Source organism: Lysinibacillus sp. RU7 (assembly GCF_057837305.1).
Genome location: NZ_JBYQFK010000023.1, coordinates 1 through 17,382, shown reverse-complemented (window position 1 = coordinate 17,382; position 17,382 = coordinate 1). Strand labels below are relative to the sequence as shown.

General features: G+C 37.8%; 19 protein-coding genes and 1 riboswitch. Of the genes, 11 read left to right on the top strand and 8 right to left on the bottom strand.

The features are described 5' to 3' along the window. The first annotated feature begins 600 nt into the window (after positions 1 to 600). The 5 genes from AC3II9_RS15825 (at position 601) to AC3II9_RS15805 (ending at position 4,337) form a co-directional block, all read left to right on the top strand. A complete protein-coding gene (locus AC3II9_RS15825; RefSeq protein ID WP_489156969.1) occupies positions 601 to 1,332 on the top strand; it encodes a hypothetical protein in 732 nt (243 codons plus the stop codon). Positions 1,333 to 1,507: 175 nt separating this feature from the next. After that, a complete protein-coding gene (locus AC3II9_RS15820) occupies positions 1,508 to 2,212 on the top strand; it encodes a hypothetical protein (protein WP_489156968.1) in 705 nt (234 codons plus the stop codon). A gap of 254 nt (positions 2,213 to 2,466) precedes the next feature. Continuing rightward, positions 2,467 to 2,883, top strand: coding sequence for a hypothetical protein (locus AC3II9_RS15815; protein ID WP_489156966.1), 417 nt, complete (start codon positions 2,467 to 2,469; stop codon positions 2,881 to 2,883). A 181-nt stretch (positions 2,884 to 3,064) separates the two neighbouring features. Continuing rightward, positions 3,065 to 3,655, top strand: a complete 591-nt coding sequence (locus tag AC3II9_RS15810; protein WP_489156964.1) for a hypothetical protein — start codon at positions 3,065 to 3,067, stop codon at positions 3,653 to 3,655. A 175-nt stretch (positions 3,656 to 3,830) separates the two neighbouring features. Beyond that, entirely contained in the window at positions 3,831 to 4,337 is a 507-nt protein-coding gene (locus tag AC3II9_RS15805; RefSeq protein WP_489156962.1) for a hypothetical protein, read from the top strand. Between the two features lie 239 nt (positions 4,338 to 4,576). Here AC3II9_RS15805 and AC3II9_RS15800 read toward each other — a convergent pair whose 3' ends face one another. Next, entirely contained in the window at positions 4,577 to 4,735 is a 159-nt protein-coding gene (locus AC3II9_RS15800) for a DUF1413 domain-containing protein (RefSeq protein ID WP_489157055.1), read from the bottom strand. A 6-nt stretch (positions 4,736 to 4,741) separates the two neighbouring features. Continuing rightward, the gene (locus tag AC3II9_RS15795) at positions 4,742 to 4,900 is read right to left on the bottom strand and encodes a hypothetical protein (RefSeq protein ID WP_489156960.1); all 159 of its coding nucleotides are present in this window, start codon (positions 4,898 to 4,900) and stop codon (positions 4,742 to 4,744) included. 96 nt (positions 4,901 to 4,996) lie between these two features. Between AC3II9_RS15795 and AC3II9_RS15790 the strand changes: the two genes are divergently transcribed. After that, positions 4,997 to 6,100 (top strand): Ig-like domain-containing domain, encoded by a 1,104-nt coding sequence (locus tag AC3II9_RS15790; RefSeq protein ID WP_489156959.1) that lies wholly within the window; start codon positions 4,997 to 4,999, stop codon positions 6,098 to 6,100. Between the two features lie 974 nt (positions 6,101 to 7,074). Here AC3II9_RS15790 and AC3II9_RS15785 read toward each other — a convergent pair. Then, positions 7,075 to 7,482, bottom strand: a complete 408-nt coding sequence (locus AC3II9_RS15785; protein ID WP_391375262.1) for a MarR family winged helix-turn-helix transcriptional regulator — start codon at positions 7,480 to 7,482, stop codon at positions 7,075 to 7,077. Positions 7,483 to 7,603: 121 nt separating this feature from the next. On the opposite strand from AC3II9_RS15785, the gene AC3II9_RS15780 reads away from it, so the two are divergent. Continuing rightward, the gene (locus AC3II9_RS15780; RefSeq protein ID WP_489156957.1) at positions 7,604 to 8,101 is read left to right on the top strand and encodes a CarD family transcriptional regulator; all 498 of its coding nucleotides are present in this window, start codon (positions 7,604 to 7,606) and stop codon (positions 8,099 to 8,101) included. 126 nt (positions 8,102 to 8,227) lie between these two features. On the opposite strand, the gene AC3II9_RS15775 is transcribed toward AC3II9_RS15780, so the two are convergent. Further along, entirely contained in the window at positions 8,228 to 8,686 is a 459-nt protein-coding gene (locus AC3II9_RS15775) for a hypothetical protein (RefSeq protein WP_489156955.1), read from the bottom strand. 235 nt (positions 8,687 to 8,921) lie between these two features. On the opposite strand from AC3II9_RS15775, the gene AC3II9_RS15770 reads away from it, so the two are divergent. Then, positions 8,922 to 9,419: a hypothetical protein gene (locus tag AC3II9_RS15770; protein ID WP_489156953.1), complete on the top strand. Its 498-nt coding sequence runs from the start codon at positions 8,922 to 8,924 to the stop codon at positions 9,417 to 9,419. Positions 9,420 to 9,476: 57 nt separating this feature from the next. Here AC3II9_RS15770 and AC3II9_RS15765 read toward each other — a convergent pair whose 3' ends face one another. Genes AC3II9_RS15765 through AC3II9_RS15750 form a run of 4 tightly spaced genes read right to left on the bottom strand, consistent with a single transcriptional unit; the run spans position 9,477 to position 12,958 of the window. Then, positions 9,477 to 10,034 carry a 5' nucleotidase, NT5C type gene (locus AC3II9_RS15765; protein ID WP_489156951.1) on the bottom strand — a complete coding sequence of 186 codons (558 nt, stop codon included), beginning with the start codon at positions 10,032 to 10,034 and terminating at the stop codon, positions 9,477 to 9,479. Between the two features lie 11 nt (positions 10,035 to 10,045). Continuing rightward, positions 10,046 to 11,128 (bottom strand): FAD-dependent monooxygenase, encoded by a 1,083-nt coding sequence (locus AC3II9_RS15760; protein WP_489156949.1) that lies wholly within the window; start codon positions 11,126 to 11,128, stop codon positions 10,046 to 10,048. 5 nt (positions 11,129 to 11,133) lie between these two features. Next, entirely contained in the window at positions 11,134 to 12,231 is a 1,098-nt protein-coding gene (gene ribD / locus AC3II9_RS15755) for a bifunctional diaminohydroxyphosphoribosylaminopyrimidine deaminase/5-amino-6-(5-phosphoribosylamino)uracil reductase RibD (RefSeq protein ID WP_489156947.1), read from the bottom strand. Next, positions 12,194 to 12,958, bottom strand: coding sequence for a GTP cyclohydrolase II (locus AC3II9_RS15750; protein WP_489157054.1), 765 nt, complete (start codon positions 12,956 to 12,958; stop codon positions 12,194 to 12,196). Before AC3II9_RS15750 ends, ribD begins: the two co-directional genes overlap by 38 nt. 409 nt (positions 12,959 to 13,367) lie before the next feature. On the opposite strand from AC3II9_RS15750, the gene AC3II9_RS15745 reads away from it, so the two are divergent. The 3 genes from AC3II9_RS15745 to AC3II9_RS15735 all read left to right on the top strand — a co-directional run bounded on the left by AC3II9_RS15745 (position 13,368) and on the right by AC3II9_RS15735 (position 16,870). Continuing rightward, positions 13,368 to 14,381, top strand: a complete 1,014-nt coding sequence (locus AC3II9_RS15745; RefSeq protein WP_489156945.1) for a hypothetical protein — start codon at positions 13,368 to 13,370, stop codon at positions 14,379 to 14,381. A gap of 91 nt (positions 14,382 to 14,472) precedes the next feature. Then, positions 14,473 to 15,228, top strand: coding sequence for an alpha/beta fold hydrolase (locus AC3II9_RS15740; protein WP_489156943.1), 756 nt, complete (start codon positions 14,473 to 14,475; stop codon positions 15,226 to 15,228). Between the two features lie 100 nt (positions 15,229 to 15,328). Beyond that, positions 15,329 to 15,430, top strand: a riboswitch (purine riboswitch). 138 nt (positions 15,431 to 15,568) lie between these two features. Continuing rightward, complete coding sequence (locus tag AC3II9_RS15735) at positions 15,569 to 16,870, top strand: NCS2 family permease (RefSeq protein WP_489156941.1); 1,302 nt, start codon at positions 15,569 to 15,571, stop codon at positions 16,868 to 16,870. Positions 16,871 to 17,382 lie beyond the last annotated feature (512 nt).

Here is a 17,382-nt window from a genome sequence, read left to right as displayed (position 1 = left end):
GTATATTTAGTAGTTTAGGGATTATGACTTTATTATTTTTTATACCAATTATCACTTGGTTTAATATAATATTTATTCGTTTTAAAAATATATAATTATTTAATTGTATTAATCACATATAGTTATACAAAAAAGCGTTCCCAAACAAAAGTTAGGTAATAATCCCTCATTCAATCGAGAGTGTGGGATGCTTTTTTACTAACGAAGCAGTAAAGTTGAAGATTGGACTTTTCTTGTAGAAATATAGAACTGAATAGAAATACAGAGGGGGAGAGAATTAAATGGAGTTATACATTGAACATTATGTTACAATCCTACTCTTAATTTCATTTGGATTTTTTATGCTATTACATCGTGGTTTACTGGAACAATTGAACCTTATAGAGATTTACTAATTACTATTGCAGTCGTTCACTTTGTTATGTCAAAACTGATAACTCTAAAAAAGAACAAAGAGAAGCAAGGGGAATAGTTATTGAACTAACAGGGGTGTGCTTTTAGCTGCTTATAAGTCCCGAAACAATGCTTTAGGGGCTTTAAGGAATTCAAATATTTACCTTTTCTCCGATAAATCAATAAAGGCGAAAAGGTGGTTACAAAATGATAGGGAAAGTAGGTCAAACATCTAGTAATTTTTTGGAACATACGCAGCAAAGAAATACAGTTAAAAATACGGCACAGCCAACTACTAAAACAGTCGAATTTATTCCTTCTTCAGGTAAAAGCGATTTGTGGAGCTATTCAATGAAAGAAGTAAAAAGTCCGATAGTAAGGAGCTATTCAGCATTTGGTTCTATACCTGAGCCAGAGTGGCGAACGATTCCTACAAAAGGTGGGCGAACGTTATCGAATGAAGAAATGCTCGAACAAATCAAAAGTGTAGCGCAGCGTGAAGCTATGATGAGGCATACAAACAACTATGAGCAATCTGACAGCATAGCGCGAATTAAACAATTGTTATCTACCCAATATGTTTCAGATGTTTCGCCAGACAGAAAAGCTTTATACAAGCAAGCTGAGAAAGAGATTCAACGAATGGAGCAGGAGCAAAAGGAACTGAAATATCCTTTATTTTTCACACTCGTCGATATCATGTGTGATTTAGATCAACTAGATAGCTTTAAAAGCAAAACTGGAACAGTCACTACAGCTCATACAACTGGTTACGGGCAAGACTATGAGATTAATATGGGTGGCCAATGTGTAATGCACACTTCAAGAGGAGTTTGGTACTATATGGAAACACCGTTAGAAGCGGGGAAAAGAGAGGAATTTTACAAGGTTTATAATATAGAGCTAGAGAAAGCAGAAAGGCTATTAGAAAAGCAATAATGAAATTTTAAAAAAGACAAATTTAATTGGTGTATAAATATTTACTTACAATTAAAATGACGTTCCTACATGAAGGTTAGGTAATAAAACTGCTTCGGAATAAAAATATCCAATAAAAACCATATGTGGTATTGTTGAAGTGAGTTATTTCATAATACTAAATGGGGTGTGAATGTTGAAAAAATATTTTTACGTAAGCATGTTACTAGGGGCATTTGCTTTATCAGCTTGCACTGATGATGAAGCTGATAACAAAGAAGTTACAGAAGAATCATTGAATACCGAGCAATCAATAGATATTAATAACGAGGCTAATACTATAAAGAAAGCAGAAGCAGCGCCGGTTTCTTTAAACTTAACGCAAGAGCAAAAAGAAGAATATTATCAAAAATATGTAGCTATCATAGAAAATGTAAATGCAGTAAGCGATGAAGACTTAGAATTGGAGCCTATCACAGCTCTTCTAGATGAACATTGGATTGAAGTAGATGAATTTGAAAAGCTAGCAAAAGAAAGAGCCAATGCGTCAATTATTGTTTTAGAAAATAAGGAACGCTATCATCCAGCGGAAGTACCAAAGACAGTGACGTTAAAAATGGGTTCGAAAAAAGCGAACATTATTTTTAAAGGATCTTTTGATACACAAATAAACGAAAATACACCAAAGGGAAGACAACTATTTTCAGTATTTAACGGAATTTCTTCGGAAGCTGAGGACGCTAATGGAAGTTGGACTCAACTAGACTATGATGAATCGTTAGTTGATGGTGCTACTGTATATAATATTGCAGTGGGAGGCAAATACTCGCAAAGTGGTATTATTTCTTCACATATTATAGAAATAGAATTTCACTGTAATGAAAATGGTGCAATTAGTTAGAAAACCTAAGTACTCTAAACAGATTTTCACCATTGTATAAAGTATAAAAAACAATTTAAAAACGTTCACGAACAAAAGTTAGGTAATAATCGCCCATTCAATTTGAGTGGGCGATTGCTTTTAGCTGCTTATAATCAGTATGTCCTCAAACCATGCTTTGGTTTTCAAATATCATGGCAGTTCACTCAAACTATAACTACATAAAGTTTATTTAAATGGTAATATTAGGTTATATATTATTTTGGGGAGTAACAATGAAATTAAATATGATATTAGGCGTTATATTTATTTTTTTATCGTTAACCCTAAGTGTCTGTTCGACAGATGAAAAAGAATATAATTTTTCTGGAACAAGTAATAACTGGGTTGTTAAGTACGAAACTGAAATAAGTGAAAGTACAGGGTGGTCAGACATTTCCTTTGAATATATTGGCGAAGAACCTCCACCTAGTACGTTTGGATATAATCTGAAAAGTCACTGGTTTGAAATATCAAGTAAGGAAGAAAAATTTAATCATCCAAATAAAAATATTAATTCAGGTAATAGTGAATGTACAGGTCCTCCAATTAACAGTAAAAGTTGTAATGTAAGAATAGAAGAAGATACTAAACTAGAAGCTGTACTTGAATGGAATGGAAAATCTGAGGCTATTGTATTGAATAGGAAATAGAACAACGTGTAATTATGGTTGGAAACTAATTAATTACTTTATAATGTAAACAAAATTAAATCAATAAACATTTCCAAATGAAAGTTAGGTAAGAAAACAAATTACATTCGTTTTGTTACTGTAAAAATAAGTTAAATAAATAACAACTATAACATGTTATAAACAGAGAGAGGTGCTAATAATGCAATCAACATACGTTCTTTACAATATTGTTCCCTTAACATTCTTAATTTTGCTGATATATATTTTTATTGATGTATTTCTTGATTATTTTAGAAAAGCGAAAAAAAGTAATAAGAAACGAATTATTTTATATGGCTTTATCTTTTACTTAATAAGTTTAATTCAAATTAAATTTGGTGGATTCACAATTTTTCAAAATCCGGCAGACCCTAGTAGAAGCTTTATTTCAACAAATGACTGGTTTGGGATCTTTGATACGATGAACCGAAATATCTCTATTTGGAGTTATTCAGCTTTAATTTATAATGTAATTTTATTTTTACCATTAGGTATTTTTTTATTACTCCTTTTCAATTTGAAGAATGACAAAATAGCCATTTCTATAGTTATTTTAAGTTGTTTAGTGATAGGTGTCGCTCGTCTTTTACTTGGGTGGGCTGGTTTTACGCTAGGTAACTTTGGTTATACGGATATTATCTATTTATTATTTAATGTTTTGGGCGGAGTATTAGGAATGTGTTTAGCAAAGTACGCAGTAAGTTTTATTCGCTCATATAAATTAAACAACCAAACAAAAATTATTGAATAAAAAATATACATATATACTTAAAGCCTTCCCAAACAAAAGTTAGGTAATACTCGCCCATTCAAGAATGAGGGGTTATTTTGGTTGCTAATGATTGTTATGTTCCCTAACGACGCTTTGGACATTTTTCACTTTATGGTACAATTACCGCTATTAGTAATTTTAGATGGGAGAAGTCATGGAAATTTATAAATTAGCTTATATAGGTGCATTTATTATACTCTTATCAGGGTGTAATGTATTTTCAGCTGCAACAGAAGAACCATCTTCAAAAGAAGTGTCAGAAGTTGTAAAAAAGGAACCTGTTATCTTAGATGTCAACACGTATATGGAAAATTATCAAGACCAAATGGGAGGTTTTAAGCCCCTTCTAATTGATGAAGAGATCGCGTCTCGAATTGGTGCAAGTGAATCTTATTTTTCTTATCATTATCCTGGAGATGTGCCATTTAAAATATCTTTATTAAATACCGGTACTGAAAGCTTTGTATTCAAAATTCAAAATGTAGATGATAAAGAAATACTTATAACAAATGGTATTTTAAAAAGTAATGAAAGTTATGAGAAGGTATTTGACGGATTCCCTGAAGGCGCTTATGTCATCTCTTACCTAGTAGAAGAGGAAGAGCCTCCTAGTGATATAAAATTGAAGGTAAAGGTAGAGTTACTTCCTTGGAACAAATGAGTTTTTTTAAAATTCTTTTGAGTGCATTAGTGAAACAAGGATTTATAACGTATACATAACTAAACCTAATAACGTTTCCAAATGACATGACAGTTTGGAACTACACCAAAAAGCTACGAATGTTGTGAAAACCAACAGTTTCGTGGCTTTTCCTATGAACATTATTTATACAGCTCTTTATGCAGGAAGCGCAAACGTCAATCCGCATTTTCCTGACGGTACCTCTCTCTGATTGGCTATTATACTTCTTTATGTTTTTGCTGATTTTGTGGTGTTTTGCCTCTTGATGCAATGTCTGTCACTTGTTTTGTTGCATAATCGTAAAAGCGTCCACCTAATTTAGTGTAATTTCCAATGGGTATACGTTTCCACTCATATCCTTTAAATAAGTCACTTATATTGAATTATTTCACATCAGTGGAGACATTAGCTACCTCTGCTTTTGCATATTCCATTAATTCTTCTAATGTTGTGTTTTCATTAATTTTTGCACCGAAAGCTAAGCACCAATTATAACTACAAGTAATTAATGTGAATATTATCACTATTAGTAAATCGTTCATCCTCCCTATTGTTGTGTAGGACTATTAGCTATAAAATTTCATTGTAAGTACATAGGTTTTTAGTATTGGTATTTAAATGTTGAGGGAGGAAGAAATATGTTAAAGAAAAGCACAGCCACAATCGCAGCACTTTTTGCATCGAGTACCATTTTAGTCAATACATCTTTTGCTGCGCCAAATGACAATGTACATAAGGAAGTAAATGTTGGTCAAAATGCAGAGCAGCACAATTCAAAGAAACACCAAGAACTTGAAAAGAAAATCGAGCACGATAAAAAGTTAGAGGAAAAGAAACAAAAAGAGCATGAAAAAAATCTAAAAGGTCAAGAGAAAAAGCTTGAATCCATTGATAAGCAGTTAAACAAGATAGAAGAAAAAATTACAAAATATGATGAGAAGTTTGCTGACCTGGATGACAACGATGAGGATGAAATAAAGGAAGACGACCAGGAGCCTACTAACAATCCGAATGAAAATACAGGGGAAGCAGATTCCGAAGAAGTGAATGAGGAAAACGCTAACGCTGAAGAAACAGAAGCAACAGAAGCAACAGAAGAAGGTACTGAAGAAGAAACAGAAGCAACAGAAGAAGACGGTGCTGAAGAGGAAACGGAAGTAACGGAAGATGATGCTACTGAAGATGCAACAGAAGACCTCGAAGAAGAAATTGAAGAGGCTGTGGAAGAATATAATGATTACCTTGGCAAGTTTAAAGCTTTACATAACAGATTGAACGCTGTCGTTCATCAATTAGACGCGCTGAATAAAAAAGGGGTAGATGCTGCGCTACTAACTGAACGTTATGACCGAGTAGTTGCCCTTCAAGAAAAGTTGGATGCAGCGGTTGCTAAAATTACGCAAGTGCAAGATCAAGTAATTGAAAAAATTAAAAACGATCATGCGATTGAAGTAAAGCCAGCAAAAGAAGCAAAAGACCCTAAAAAAGAATGGACAGTCCAGTTCAACAAACACCTGGATGAAAAGGCGTTATCTGAGCTAACGGTCGTTGTGTATGATGAGCAACAGAACCTAGTCGAAACAACGATGACGTATAATGCACAGAAGAAATCAATCATCATTACGCCGACACAAGCCTACAAAGCTGGTGCACAATACACACTTTATATTGGCAAAGAAATTACAAGCACAAACGGAGAAGGGTTAAAGAAATCCGTTAAAATGAATTTCACAATCCGCTAATGAAGGGAAATTAGCAGGAATATCATAACCCTATAATCAAATAATGCATATTCGCGATCAGCATCTCCTAGTACGAAGGGGGTGCTTTTCTTATACTTCTCCCACAATCGATGTATTGGTAAAAAGATTTTGCGGTGTGCCTAAAAAGCGAACACGTACGTTTCGAAGAGAGGGAAGTTTTTTACTTTATTGTATTGGAATCGATAATTTTTAATGCTGAGATGATGACATATGTTGAAATCGATATACAACTTATTTATCAATAAGTGTCAAAGTAATTCTATTTACCTAATTTGCGCTTATTTTTATTTAAGTTGTATAACAAAATCGAGCAGGGAAGATTTTTTCAATTTTGAAATGAACGTTTTATTATTCCATGTTAAAAAAATAGCGAGTAGGATTTTTATTTATCATAATGGATAAGAAATTATTGTTTTTATGAATCATGATATGTGAAAGACATAGATCAACCGTTTGTGGTGGCGTTTTATTTTTCTAAAAAGTATTCATTTTTCTTCGCTTTTTAGGCGAATCGGCGCTTGTTTGTTTAAAAAATAGGATGCATGCTCACTATTTTTTTAGTAAATTTCTCTTTTTGTTGTTAATAGAGCGGTCTATTTTCCAATGAAAACGAGCTTTTTTAGCTAAAATGCAGGGGAATATATCAACGTCCCTGTCTCTGGTCAAAACCCCCCGGCACGAGCAAAACCGTACCGTATCCGAGCAAAAGCCTGTGGTATCCGGTCAAAAAGCTACGGTATCCGAGTAAAACATCGCCGTATCCGGTCAAAACCCCCCGGTCCGAGCAAAACCGTACCGTATCCGAGCAAAACCCCATGGTATCCGGTCAAAAAGCTACGGTATCCGAGCAAAACATCGCCGTATCCGGTCAAAACCCCCAGCATGAGCCGGTCAAATATACAAACAAAAGACGTCCACCCGCGTTTGTGACGCCGGTGGATGTCTTACATATATTACATCCATTTCATTTGCAAGATTGCTTGTAGCTGCTTGAAATTTTCGGACCCTATATTTTGTTCAATGGTTTTGTCGATTTCTTTTTTGATTTCTAAGCTGTTGTAATATATTTCTTCTCCTAAAGGTGTCAGCTCTACTCGTTTTTGGGTTTTAGGTGCTTTCACTAGCTCTGTTTGTACTAATTGTTTTTCTTCCAATGCTTTCACAAATTTATGTACAGCTTGTTTGGAAATCTCTACTTTCTTTAATATATCTGGAATCGTTGATGCGCCTTCGAATATACAATTTAGAATATACCATTCGGAAGTCGTAATTTGGATAGTGTTTTGGCGATTCCACGTAGAAGCGACTGCATCCCGCAATTGCTTGTAATGTTTGTGTAATAATTCAATCGTCTCGCTCATAAAGCCTCCTTTGCCATCCACTATATACAATTTGATCTTCAAGGTCAATTGAGTTGACCGAAAAACTTTTATAGGGTACAATGGATTATGGTAAACTATGTTGACCTTAGGGGGTGAAATATTGTTTTCAATAGGGGATACAGTTTTCTACGGTGCGCATGGAATTTGTTCCATTGAGGATATTCAAGAGCAAAAATTTGGTGGTGAAGCGCAGTCTTATTATATATTGCGTTCGCATCATAGCACGAGTCTTACTTTATACTATCCTGTAAATGCCGTGAATTCTAAGCTCAAAAAACTCATGACAAAAGAAAAAGCACAGGCAGTTTTACAGTGCTTTGAAAATGCAGCTGATTCGTGGAACGATCGCACGACGACACGTCATCAGTCGTATCAATCCATCATCAAAACAGCAGGTCATTTAGAGATTGCGCAAATGACGAATACGTTACTGCGAAAGAAGATAGAATTAGAAGCAATCGATAAAAAATTGCCTGCTCAAGATACGCAAATTTTACAAAATGTGACCGCCATTTTATATGAAGAACTGGCAACAACATTGCAAACAACAGCTAGTGATATATCCGATAAGGTTGACGAAATTATTCAAATGAATTAAGTATAGTAAACACATGAATCTGAAAAGGTTTGTGTGTTTTTTTGATGCAATCACATTTGCTAAATTAGAAGGTAAAATCCAAACGCCTTTCGATTACATAAGAAGGGCGTTTTTATATTGTTAAAACTACGCCTTCTTTTGCACAAAAAACGATAAAAATGCGATAAGGCATAGTAGAGCAATAAATGTCCACACATTAAAAAATAGATGATTTGAAAACTGACTTAACAAGCCCACCTCCATATACGGATGGTTTGCATTGATATAATTTCGGTACATTGTTGCTCGATAAAACGTGTAAAGGGTCAAGAGAAGAAAAACAAACAAATAGCTATATTTTAACCACTTTTGTTGCTTGAAGGTGAATCTTTGATGGAATTGTTTAAACACAAAGAGCATAGAAAAATAGAAATATAAAATAATCAAACAAGGAGCAACAACGAAAAAGAGACCAGGGTTACCGTTACCACCACCGAGCATATCATTAGCAGGATCAAATGATACGGTAAGTAAGTTTGTAAAGAAAAATGCGAAAGTGGTAATCAGTCCAGCTATTATGACACTTATATAAAACAATGGCTGCATAGTTTCCCTCCTATCTTTTTTCACTAGTAGTGTCCCGATTGTAACATATTCATTTATCTGTTGGTGAAATATGCTTTGCATCATGCCAACTTTACTCGTTTTATACTTAGCCGTATATCATCCTCCTTTTACTACTACTATCCAAATGGAAGTTCAAAAAAGGGACATATTCGCAACCAAAATATTGAAACAATTTCCATATAGATCCGTCTAATCTTATAAGGGGGGATATGGGGTGAAGGGTGTGCGTTTGTTTTTATTGGCTATGATCATCGTAGTATTGACGGCTTGTGCGGAGAGAGAGCCCTCTGAAAAACTGCCTAATGTGGATTTAGTAGCAGGTGAAACGGCTAAAGAGCCAGCTGGTCAACTAAAAGAACCGCCCAATGTACAGTTGGTAGCAGATGAAACGACGTATACGATGCAGCGCGGTGGATATGAGTGGACGATTAAGCGTGCTTTTGGGCGACAGGAAACAGCGATCGCTGATGCAGAGGCGCCGAATGAGTCGCTAAAACGGGGACTGATCACGTTAGCAAAAGATGCACAAATGGAGCTACAGTTTGAGGTACAGCCAGATCGTTATCGCGTTTTTGGCTGGTACGAGGAGGGGTCATCCAAGTTATTTAGTCATTTACAGTATATCGTAGGGGAACAGCCCGTGGCGATTGAAATTGTCGCTTATTACCCGCAAGGTCAAGCAACCTATGTATTGCCAGTAAAGTTTGAATAATAAAACGCAACTCTTGGAAAGAAGGAGTTGCGTTTTTAAGTTTTATCGTTTCGAATACTACAGCAAACGTCTAAACTCTGCCCAGTTCACTAAGCGTGGGAGATTGACGTCTTTGTTATATGATTGATCCTTTACAATCACTTTTGTGCCGATGTCCGCTAATGTTTGCAAGACGGCAGGTTTGTCATCGACATAGTAATCGAGATGCAGCGATTGGATAATGTCGATTTTTTCGTGATCGGCCATACCGCAAAAGAAGTGTTCGTCTTTGACGGGGAAGCCTTGTACTTTTACCCAGTCGCGTGTTTGCCGGCAGTAGTGCTTCGGGCGAGAGGTAATATAAAAAACATCGTGCCCTTCTGCAACGAGCGCCTGCAATGTTTCGATAGCATCTGCGTAAGCGGGGCAGTCTGTAAAATAAATGTCCTCCATCGACTCGATCCACATTTGTCCCCCTTGTTCTTTCGTTAAGCCGAACGGGGCATGGATTTCTACAGTCGGAATGGTTTGAAATACATCGATGCCTAAATCTTTGTTTAACTTTTTATTGTATAAATGAAATGCATGCTCACGTAAGTTAATGAGCGTGTCGTCGATATCAAAGCCAAATTTCATAAAGTCCTCCATTAGACGATTAAAGTAAATTGTGAAGCAAAGCTTTGTTCTTTTTCGATTTGCAGCGCTTGAATTTTTTCGATTTCTTGTTTACGCTTTGTCGCACATGTTAAATAGTCTAGTGTTTCAATCGTTTGTTGCTCAATCAATGAGGCTAGTACATCTGCATCTTTCATGGCACTGTTTAAGCCGAATGCTCCTGTCGGTGTCATCGCGTGTACGGCATCGCCAATCAGTGCTAGTCCATTACGTCCCCAATCTTCTGTTTGGCTACTAAATACATCGAGTAGCACAAAATCTTGCCAGGAGGTAATGTTTTGTTGCACGGTCTTTGTTAACTCAGGAAATGCTTTGATGAGCTTCTCGATAAACGGCTCAAAAGGCTGCTTACGTAAAGTAGGGTAGCTGCCTTGTGCAATATGCCAACCAATTTGCACAAAGCCTTTTACTTGTGTGAATAGGGAAATTTGCATGCCATCCACAAGGGCCATTTTAATGACAGGAGACCAATTGTCTGGGGTAGGAATACGCGCCCATAGTAGGTCATATCCGTGTTTGTGAATAGATGTCTCAATGTGCGCATTTTTACGAACAGTCGAATAGCGACCATCCGCCCCAACGATTAGCCTACAGTCAATGACGAATTCTTCCCCGTCACGTATTACTCGAACACTACAATAACGCCCATCTTCATCTTGTAAAAGCTCTGTCACCCTTGAATTTAAGCAGTATTGAAAGGTGTCATAAGGCGTGGCTGCCTCTAAAATGGCTTGTAGTAAATGAGCTTGTGGTACGTGAATGCCTAAATGACCAACAGCCACATCTGGCAGGATGGTTTTTGTTTGCTGACCATCCAACCAGTATTCAAGACGTTCCATTTTCAACATGCCCAGTGCCTCGACTGTATCAAATAAGCCGTACTTTTTTAAAATCGCTTCGCCTTCTTCGTTAATATGCTCCCCGCGAAATGCTTTGGCTATTTGATTTGTTCGTTCGAGTAGCAAGACCGCAATGTTTTTCTGGGCTAATAAATAAGCGAGTAATGCCCCGCCAGGACCCGCGCCAACAATGCAAACATCTACTTTTTGATGCATGTACATTACCCTTCTTTCGGATAGGCTGTAATGCGTAAATCTGCCCCGACTTTTTCAACTTCTGCAAAATCAAGAAGCATCGCTGCCTCAACGGTTTCCACATCTGTGCCCGTAAAAGGTGTAATGGAGTTGCGACCACCAAGTACTTTTGGCGCGACATACACAAGGAACTTTTGAATCAACCCAGCACGTAGGAAGGAAGCGTTCACCTCGCCGCCGCCCTCTACTAAAATATCGGTAATCCCGCGTTTATACAGTTCATCTAGCATCGTATTTAAATCGAGCTTTTCATTGACGACAGGGACATACAGTAGTTCTACCCCTAATTTTTCAAATGCGGGGGCTTTATGTTGCTGTTCTTCTGCTGTCACAATGATTGTTCTAGCTGTAGCTGTTTGACAAATCGTCGCATCCAGTGGCGTCCGTAATTGACGGTCTAGTACGATGCGGATCGGATTTTTTCCGACACGGTCACGGAGACGTGTTGTGAGAGACGGGTTGTCTGTTAACACCGTACCAATGCCAACTAAAATAGCGTCTACTTGATCTCGTAGTTCGTGCACATCTGCGCGGGCTTCTTCCCCTGTAATCCACTGCGAATGTCCGTTATATGCCGCGATTTTTCCATCTAGTGTCATCGCGAACTTTGAGATGACAAATGGGCGAGCCGTGAGCATGTTGTGAATAAAGCGCTCATTTAAACGACGCGCCTCTGCTTCTAATACCCCCACTTCTACTTCAATGCCTGCGTCACGTAGCAGCTGAATGCCGCGCCCTGCCACCGCTGGATTCGGGTCTTCCATCGCGATGACCACTCGTTTGACTCGCGCTTCTTTTACTAAATTAGCGCAAGGGGGTGTTTTCCCGAAATGTGAGCAAGGTTCAAGTGTGACATAAATCGTTGCATCTTTTGCATGGTCCCCAGCCATCCGCACGGCGTGTACTTCCGCATGGGGCTCCCCAGCTTTTCGATGAAGCCCGGTACCAACGATGGCGCCGTCTTTCACGATCACGGAGCCTACAAGTGGGTTCGGGTTTGTTTTACCTGTTGCACTTGCCGCTAAATCAAGCGCGAGTTGCATATAGTACTGATCGTTCTTCATTACCTGTTCCTCCATTGACAATATGTCCCGCTTTTTCGACTTTCGTTTGTAAGTAGAAGCGGTTCGTCTCTGTGACACCACCCCATAGCGGGATATGTCCATCAGCTAGTAAACCATGTGCTTCTAGTGCCACGAGTTTATTCGGGTTATTCGTAATGAGTGTGACAGGCTTGTCGCGTAGTGTTGCTAATACTTTAATGGCATCCTCATAGGAACGTGTATCATCCTCAAAGCCGAGTGCATGATTGGCCTCGACTGTATCTAAGCCTTCTTCTTGTAATAAATAAGCAAGCGATTTTGAGAATAACCCAATCCCGCGCCCTTCATGATCCGCTAAATAAAAGATAGCCCCACAGCCATGCTCCACAATCATTTTCATGGATTCGTGCAATTGATAGCCACAATCACAGCGTTGGCTACCGAAAATATCTCCTGTATGACAAATGCTATGCATACGAATGAGTGCGTCATCTGCATGAGCAAAATCTCCGTATACTAAAACAGAAGACTGCTGACCAAATGCTAAGTTCATAGAAGGAATGTGATCAATGACTTCCTCTTTTGATAGCGTATTGCTGACAGGTAACCAGGAGTACCATTGAAACACCGCTTCAAAATCACCTTGTTTCACAGGTAGACGAACAGGGCCGACCACACTTAAATTTTCTCCCTCATTTCGCGAGATAAGTTGTAGTTTATTAAGTAAAATGTCTAGTTTCTTTTGCATTTTCATCACCATTTAATCCTTTATTTTATTGAATGATGTAGCTACTTGATGGTGTTGCTTTCTACACCGAAATGGTCCCTCTTATATTACATATAATGTCACTAGCTATTTGGATGGTATATCAGAAGGGGATGGTAAATCTAAATTTTTATACATAACACGCTTATATATATCTTCTCACGTGATTCTTAAAAAAAACTTACAATATGTCACTAAGTGTATAAAGGTAATTTTCGTTTGTCTATTATTTTGCTTTTCGATAGGGGTGTTATAAGGGGGCATAATAGATGCTTTATCAATATAAAACGTGAGGTGAAAAGAAGAAATGACGTTTTACGCTATTTTGTTTTACGGAAAAAGGTATATCGCTCCTACTATGTATCATACATAAAATGAAGGGGGAGAGGCTATGTTGAAAGGAAAAAAGGAAATTCAAATTATCGAGTATGTACCAGATTCAGTAAAAAAAGCAGGGGTGCGACTGACAGAAGCAGGGGATGTACAAAGTGTTTTATTTTCAGCACAGAAACTCATTGTAGCACTTGCAAGAACGATTATATCCATGAACCCGAAAGATGGGGAGTTAGTGTACCAAGCGATTAGCTCTTACAGTGCGCTTTATCCGCTGATAAGTGACGATCAAGAGTTCCGCTTCAAAGCAGATGTCGACTTCAAAATTCGTGATTATATTTTATCTACTCGCACAGGTGAGCTTGCACCAGCGATAGGGTATTTGTTTGCGCAGGAACAGTTAAATAAACCGTTCGTTGTCGATTTTGCGAGCTTATTAACGGATGAGTCAGCGAAAGGAGCAGCCCCTGATTTAATCGTCTCTTCACCGACCGGAGAATGGTCCTTTATCGAATCGAAGGGGTCAAAAGATATGCGCAATAAGGGGAAGTTACGGGATGCCTTATGTCAAAGTGAAAATGCCGCAACACTGATGGATTATACGGCGGAAGATTTTTATGGGGTATTTGTTTCGATTCCAAAAGCAGATGCAGATTACCCAGCGGCCATCCATTATACGTGCACGTTACACAAGGGGGAACGGAGTATAAATGATAGTCGCCCGCTTATTTATAAGCACTATGCGAGCTGGTTTATGCTGCTTGGCTTCCAAGAGGTAGCGGAGCGTTTAGCAAATGGAGAACCGATGATGCTAAAAAAACCGAAAAAAAAGACCACTATCAAAAAACAAACGTATTATGTATTAGATACAAAGAATTCCCTGTTCTTTAAGACGATACAGGGGTGGGATAAACAATTTAAGCGTGCACAATTTGGCATCGCAGAAGAGGTATTTGCATTTTTAAATGGTCAGGAAGATGCGCAGCTAATGCTACCGCCATTACAACAAGTACAAAAGCAAGGGAACAAATATGATCTATTCGCAGATGGTACAGCTATTTTTTATAAATAATTGTTAGGAAATACGCAAATCATAGGTTTGCGTATTTTTATTTGGTTTTTCTAAAATTAACCAATTACAATAAGGCAAAGGAGTGATGGACATGTTTAAAGTAGAAGTGGGGAATCCGATGAATGAAACGATCTTGTTTTTACATGGAGGTGGACTGGATCATACACAATGGAAAGAAGTGATGCATCATTTATCGCACGAATTTCATTGTGTGGCAGTAGATTTACCGATGCACGGCCAAAGTACACATATCCCATTAACGATGGATGGGGTATTACATAGATTAGAAGATGTATGTCGGCAATACGGGCGAGTACATCTTGTCGGACTATCACTAGGTGGAGCGATTGTATTAACCGCCTTATCCCGCTTCCCGCAATTCATAAAGAGCGCGGTTATTAGCGGCACGACGACGCTATTAAGTGAGAAGAATACGACGCGCCTCAATAAATATATAGCTCCTATGTATCGTTTGTTGAAGCCTGAATGGATGACAACGTTAACGATGAAAGGCTTTAACATACCACCGCGATTTCAGAAGGATATTCAGCAGGCTACCAAATCTGCTAGTGTCGAACAAGTACGTGGGATGTATACGTTGCTGTCTAAAGTGCAACTACCGATTTTGAATCAAGTGCCGTTGTTAGCCCTATCAGGAGGAAAAGAAAATGGGTTAGTGAAAAATTCCCAATATAATATTCTTTCCTACGTAGCGCACAGTAAAGCAGCTGTTGTACCGAGTGTAGGACATGCATGGAGCTATGAAAATCCTCTGTTATTTGCAGAAGTAGTGCAGTGCTGGTGTGAAGAACAACAGATACATTTTGTATTAAAAACGTTACATTAATATAATTTGTTGGAAATTTTACGAACTTTATTTATTTTTTCTGCATGAATGTTCGGAAATAGCTTGAAATGTAAAAAATGAAGTGATATAGTACAAAGCGTAAAATAATTAAATATGTCGTCGTATAATGTCGGGAATAGGGCCCGTAAGTTTCTACCAAATCACCGTAAATGATTTGACTACGAGATGGAAAATCGTTATTGCTATAAATCTAGTAATATCGTATTTTCTGTTAACGAATGAAACGAAGCATGCGACCAATACTAATCGCGTGCTTTTTTATTTGAAACCAATGTCCAATAGACATCCGTACAGACGATAAACGGAGGAACATTTCAGCATGAAAAAATATTTCCAGTTTGATGAACTCGGCACGAATTATAAGCGCGAGATTCTCGGTGGATTAACAACGTTCTTGTCAATGGCTTATATTTTAGCAGTTAATCCAGGGATGCTTGCAGCAGCAGGTATGGATGCAAATGCCGTATTCGTAGCAACAGCATTAGCAGCGGCTGTCGGCAGTTTATTTATGGGGTTAATTGCAAAATACCCAATCGCTTTAGCGCCTGGTATGGGGCTTAATGCATTCTTTGCCTTCTCGGTAGTCATTGGCATGGGGATGGCTTGGGAAACGGCGTTAACAGGTGTATTATTCTCAGGGCTTATTTTCATTATCCTTTCTCTAACAGGTTTCCGTGAAACGGTGATTAATGCGATTCCAGCACAATTGAAATATGCAGTCGGTGCAGGGATTGGTTTATTTATTACATTTGTAGGCTTCCAAGGTTCAGGCATTATCGTCAATGATGATGCAACGTTAGTAAAACTTGGTGATGTAACATCTGGTAATGCATTGCTTGCGGTATTTGGTGTATTTGTTACAGCGATCTTTATGGCGAAGAAAATTAACGGTGGCATTTTCTACGGTATGATTATTACAGCTGTAACGGGTATGATTTTTGGTTTAGTCGATTTACCGGAAAAGATCGTTTCATCTATTCCAGACGTATCCCCGACATTTGGGAAAGCGTTCGAAGCGTTTGGAAATATGGAGTTAATTTTCAATACAGATTTCTTAATCGTTGTGTTAACATTTTTATTCGTTGACTTCTTTGATACAGCCGGTACATTAATGGCTGTGGCAGGGCAAGCAGGTTTAGTGAAAGACAATAAATTACCTCGTGCAGGGAAAGCGTTACTTGCAGATGCATTAGCAACAGTAACAGGTGCTATCTTCGGTACATCCACAACGACTTCTTATATTGAATCGACAGCAGGTGTGGCAGCCGGTGCTCGTACTGGTTTTGCTTCCGTTGTAACAGGAGTATTATTCTTACTAGCGCTATTCTTCTCGCCGGTACTTGCCGTTGTTACGTCAGCCGTGACAGCGCCAGTATTAATCATTGTAGGGGCGTTAATGGTCTCTTCACTGAAACTGATTGAGTGGGATAAAATCGAAATTGCTATCCCGGCATTCCTTGTTGTCCTTTGTATGCCACTTGGCTACTCGATCGCAACAGGGATTGCGATTGGTTTCTTATTCTACCCAGTTACAATGCTTGTAGCAGGTCGCGGAAAAGAAATTCATCCAATTATGTATGGTCTGTTCGTGATCTTCCTTTGTTACTTTATCTTCTTATAAAATCAGTAAGCAACCTCGTCTATCATTCGACGAGGTTGTTTTTTTTCGAGTTTGTTCGGAGGAATTTAATGCCTCAATGGAATCGTTATAGTTGAATGAAACGTTATCAAATTAATAATCTAATCGTGTTCCTTAGTTAATATAGCCGGATTATTAGTTGTGACAAGTAAAAAAGCTTTACGAGTTTTTGAAGGAGCATATTAATAGGAAGAAACTCGATATTAAATAAGTGAGTACTTTTGTATAAAGAGTCAGAATAATTTTATTTTAAATAAAGGGTTGCCAAAATAGGGAGAGGGGGTGTATAGTTAAAAACGTTGTTACGAAACAAACGAAAACAACAAAACAACGAAACAAAAAACTTCAACAAAGTTGTTGACAAACGAAAATAACAATGTTAAAGTATAAAACAGTCGCCGATAAAAACGAGGCGAACATGAACTTTGAAAACTGAACAAGCAAAACGTTAACAATAAATGTTTCTGAATAAGAAACAAAATTTTGGACATCAA

What these genes read in the sequence shown, in the direction of transcription:
- AC3II9_RS15735 (WP_489156941.1), top strand. Translation starts at nt 15,569, where the DNA reads ATGAAAAAATATTTCCAGTTTGATGAACTCGGCACGAATTATAAGCGC.
- AC3II9_RS15825 (WP_489156969.1), top strand. Translation starts at nt 601, where the DNA reads ATGATAGGGAAAGTAGGTCAAACATCTAGTAATTTTTTGGAACATACG.
- AC3II9_RS15810 (WP_489156964.1), top strand. Translation starts at nt 3,065, where the DNA reads ATGCAATCAACATACGTTCTTTACAATATTGTTCCCTTAACATTCTTA.
- AC3II9_RS15760 (WP_489156949.1), bottom strand. Translation starts at nt 11,128, where the DNA reads ATGCATCAAAAAGTAGATGTTTGCATTGTTGGCGCGGGTCCTGGCGGG.
- AC3II9_RS15815 (WP_489156966.1), top strand. Translation starts at nt 2,467, where the DNA reads ATGAAATTAAATATGATATTAGGCGTTATATTTATTTTTTTATCGTTA.
- AC3II9_RS15750 (WP_489157054.1), bottom strand. Translation starts at nt 12,958, where the DNA reads ATGCAAAAGAAACTAGACATTTTACTTAATAAACTACAACTTATCTCG.
- ribD (WP_489156947.1), bottom strand. Translation starts at nt 12,231, where the DNA reads ATGAAGAACGATCAGTACTATATGCAACTCGCGCTTGATTTAGCGGCA.
- AC3II9_RS15745 (WP_489156945.1), top strand. Translation starts at nt 13,368, where the DNA reads ATGTTGAAAGGAAAAAAGGAAATTCAAATTATCGAGTATGTACCAGAT.
- AC3II9_RS15765 (WP_489156951.1), bottom strand. Translation starts at nt 10,034, where the DNA reads ATGAAATTTGGCTTTGATATCGACGACACGCTCATTAACTTACGTGAG.
- AC3II9_RS15795 (WP_489156960.1), bottom strand. Translation starts at nt 4,900, where the DNA reads ATGAACGATTTACTAATAGTGATAATATTCACATTAATTACTTGTAGT.
- AC3II9_RS15790 (WP_489156959.1), top strand. Translation starts at nt 4,997, where the DNA reads ATGTTAAAGAAAAGCACAGCCACAATCGCAGCACTTTTTGCATCGAGT.
- AC3II9_RS15775 (WP_489156955.1), bottom strand. Translation starts at nt 8,686, where the DNA reads ATGCAGCCATTGTTTTATATAAGTGTCATAATAGCTGGACTGATTACC.
- AC3II9_RS15805 (WP_489156962.1), top strand. Translation starts at nt 3,831, where the DNA reads ATGGAAATTTATAAATTAGCTTATATAGGTGCATTTATTATACTCTTA.
- AC3II9_RS15785 (WP_391375262.1), bottom strand. Translation starts at nt 7,482, where the DNA reads ATGAGCGAGACGATTGAATTATTACACAAACATTACAAGCAATTGCGG.
- AC3II9_RS15740 (WP_489156943.1), top strand. Translation starts at nt 14,473, where the DNA reads ATGTTTAAAGTAGAAGTGGGGAATCCGATGAATGAAACGATCTTGTTT.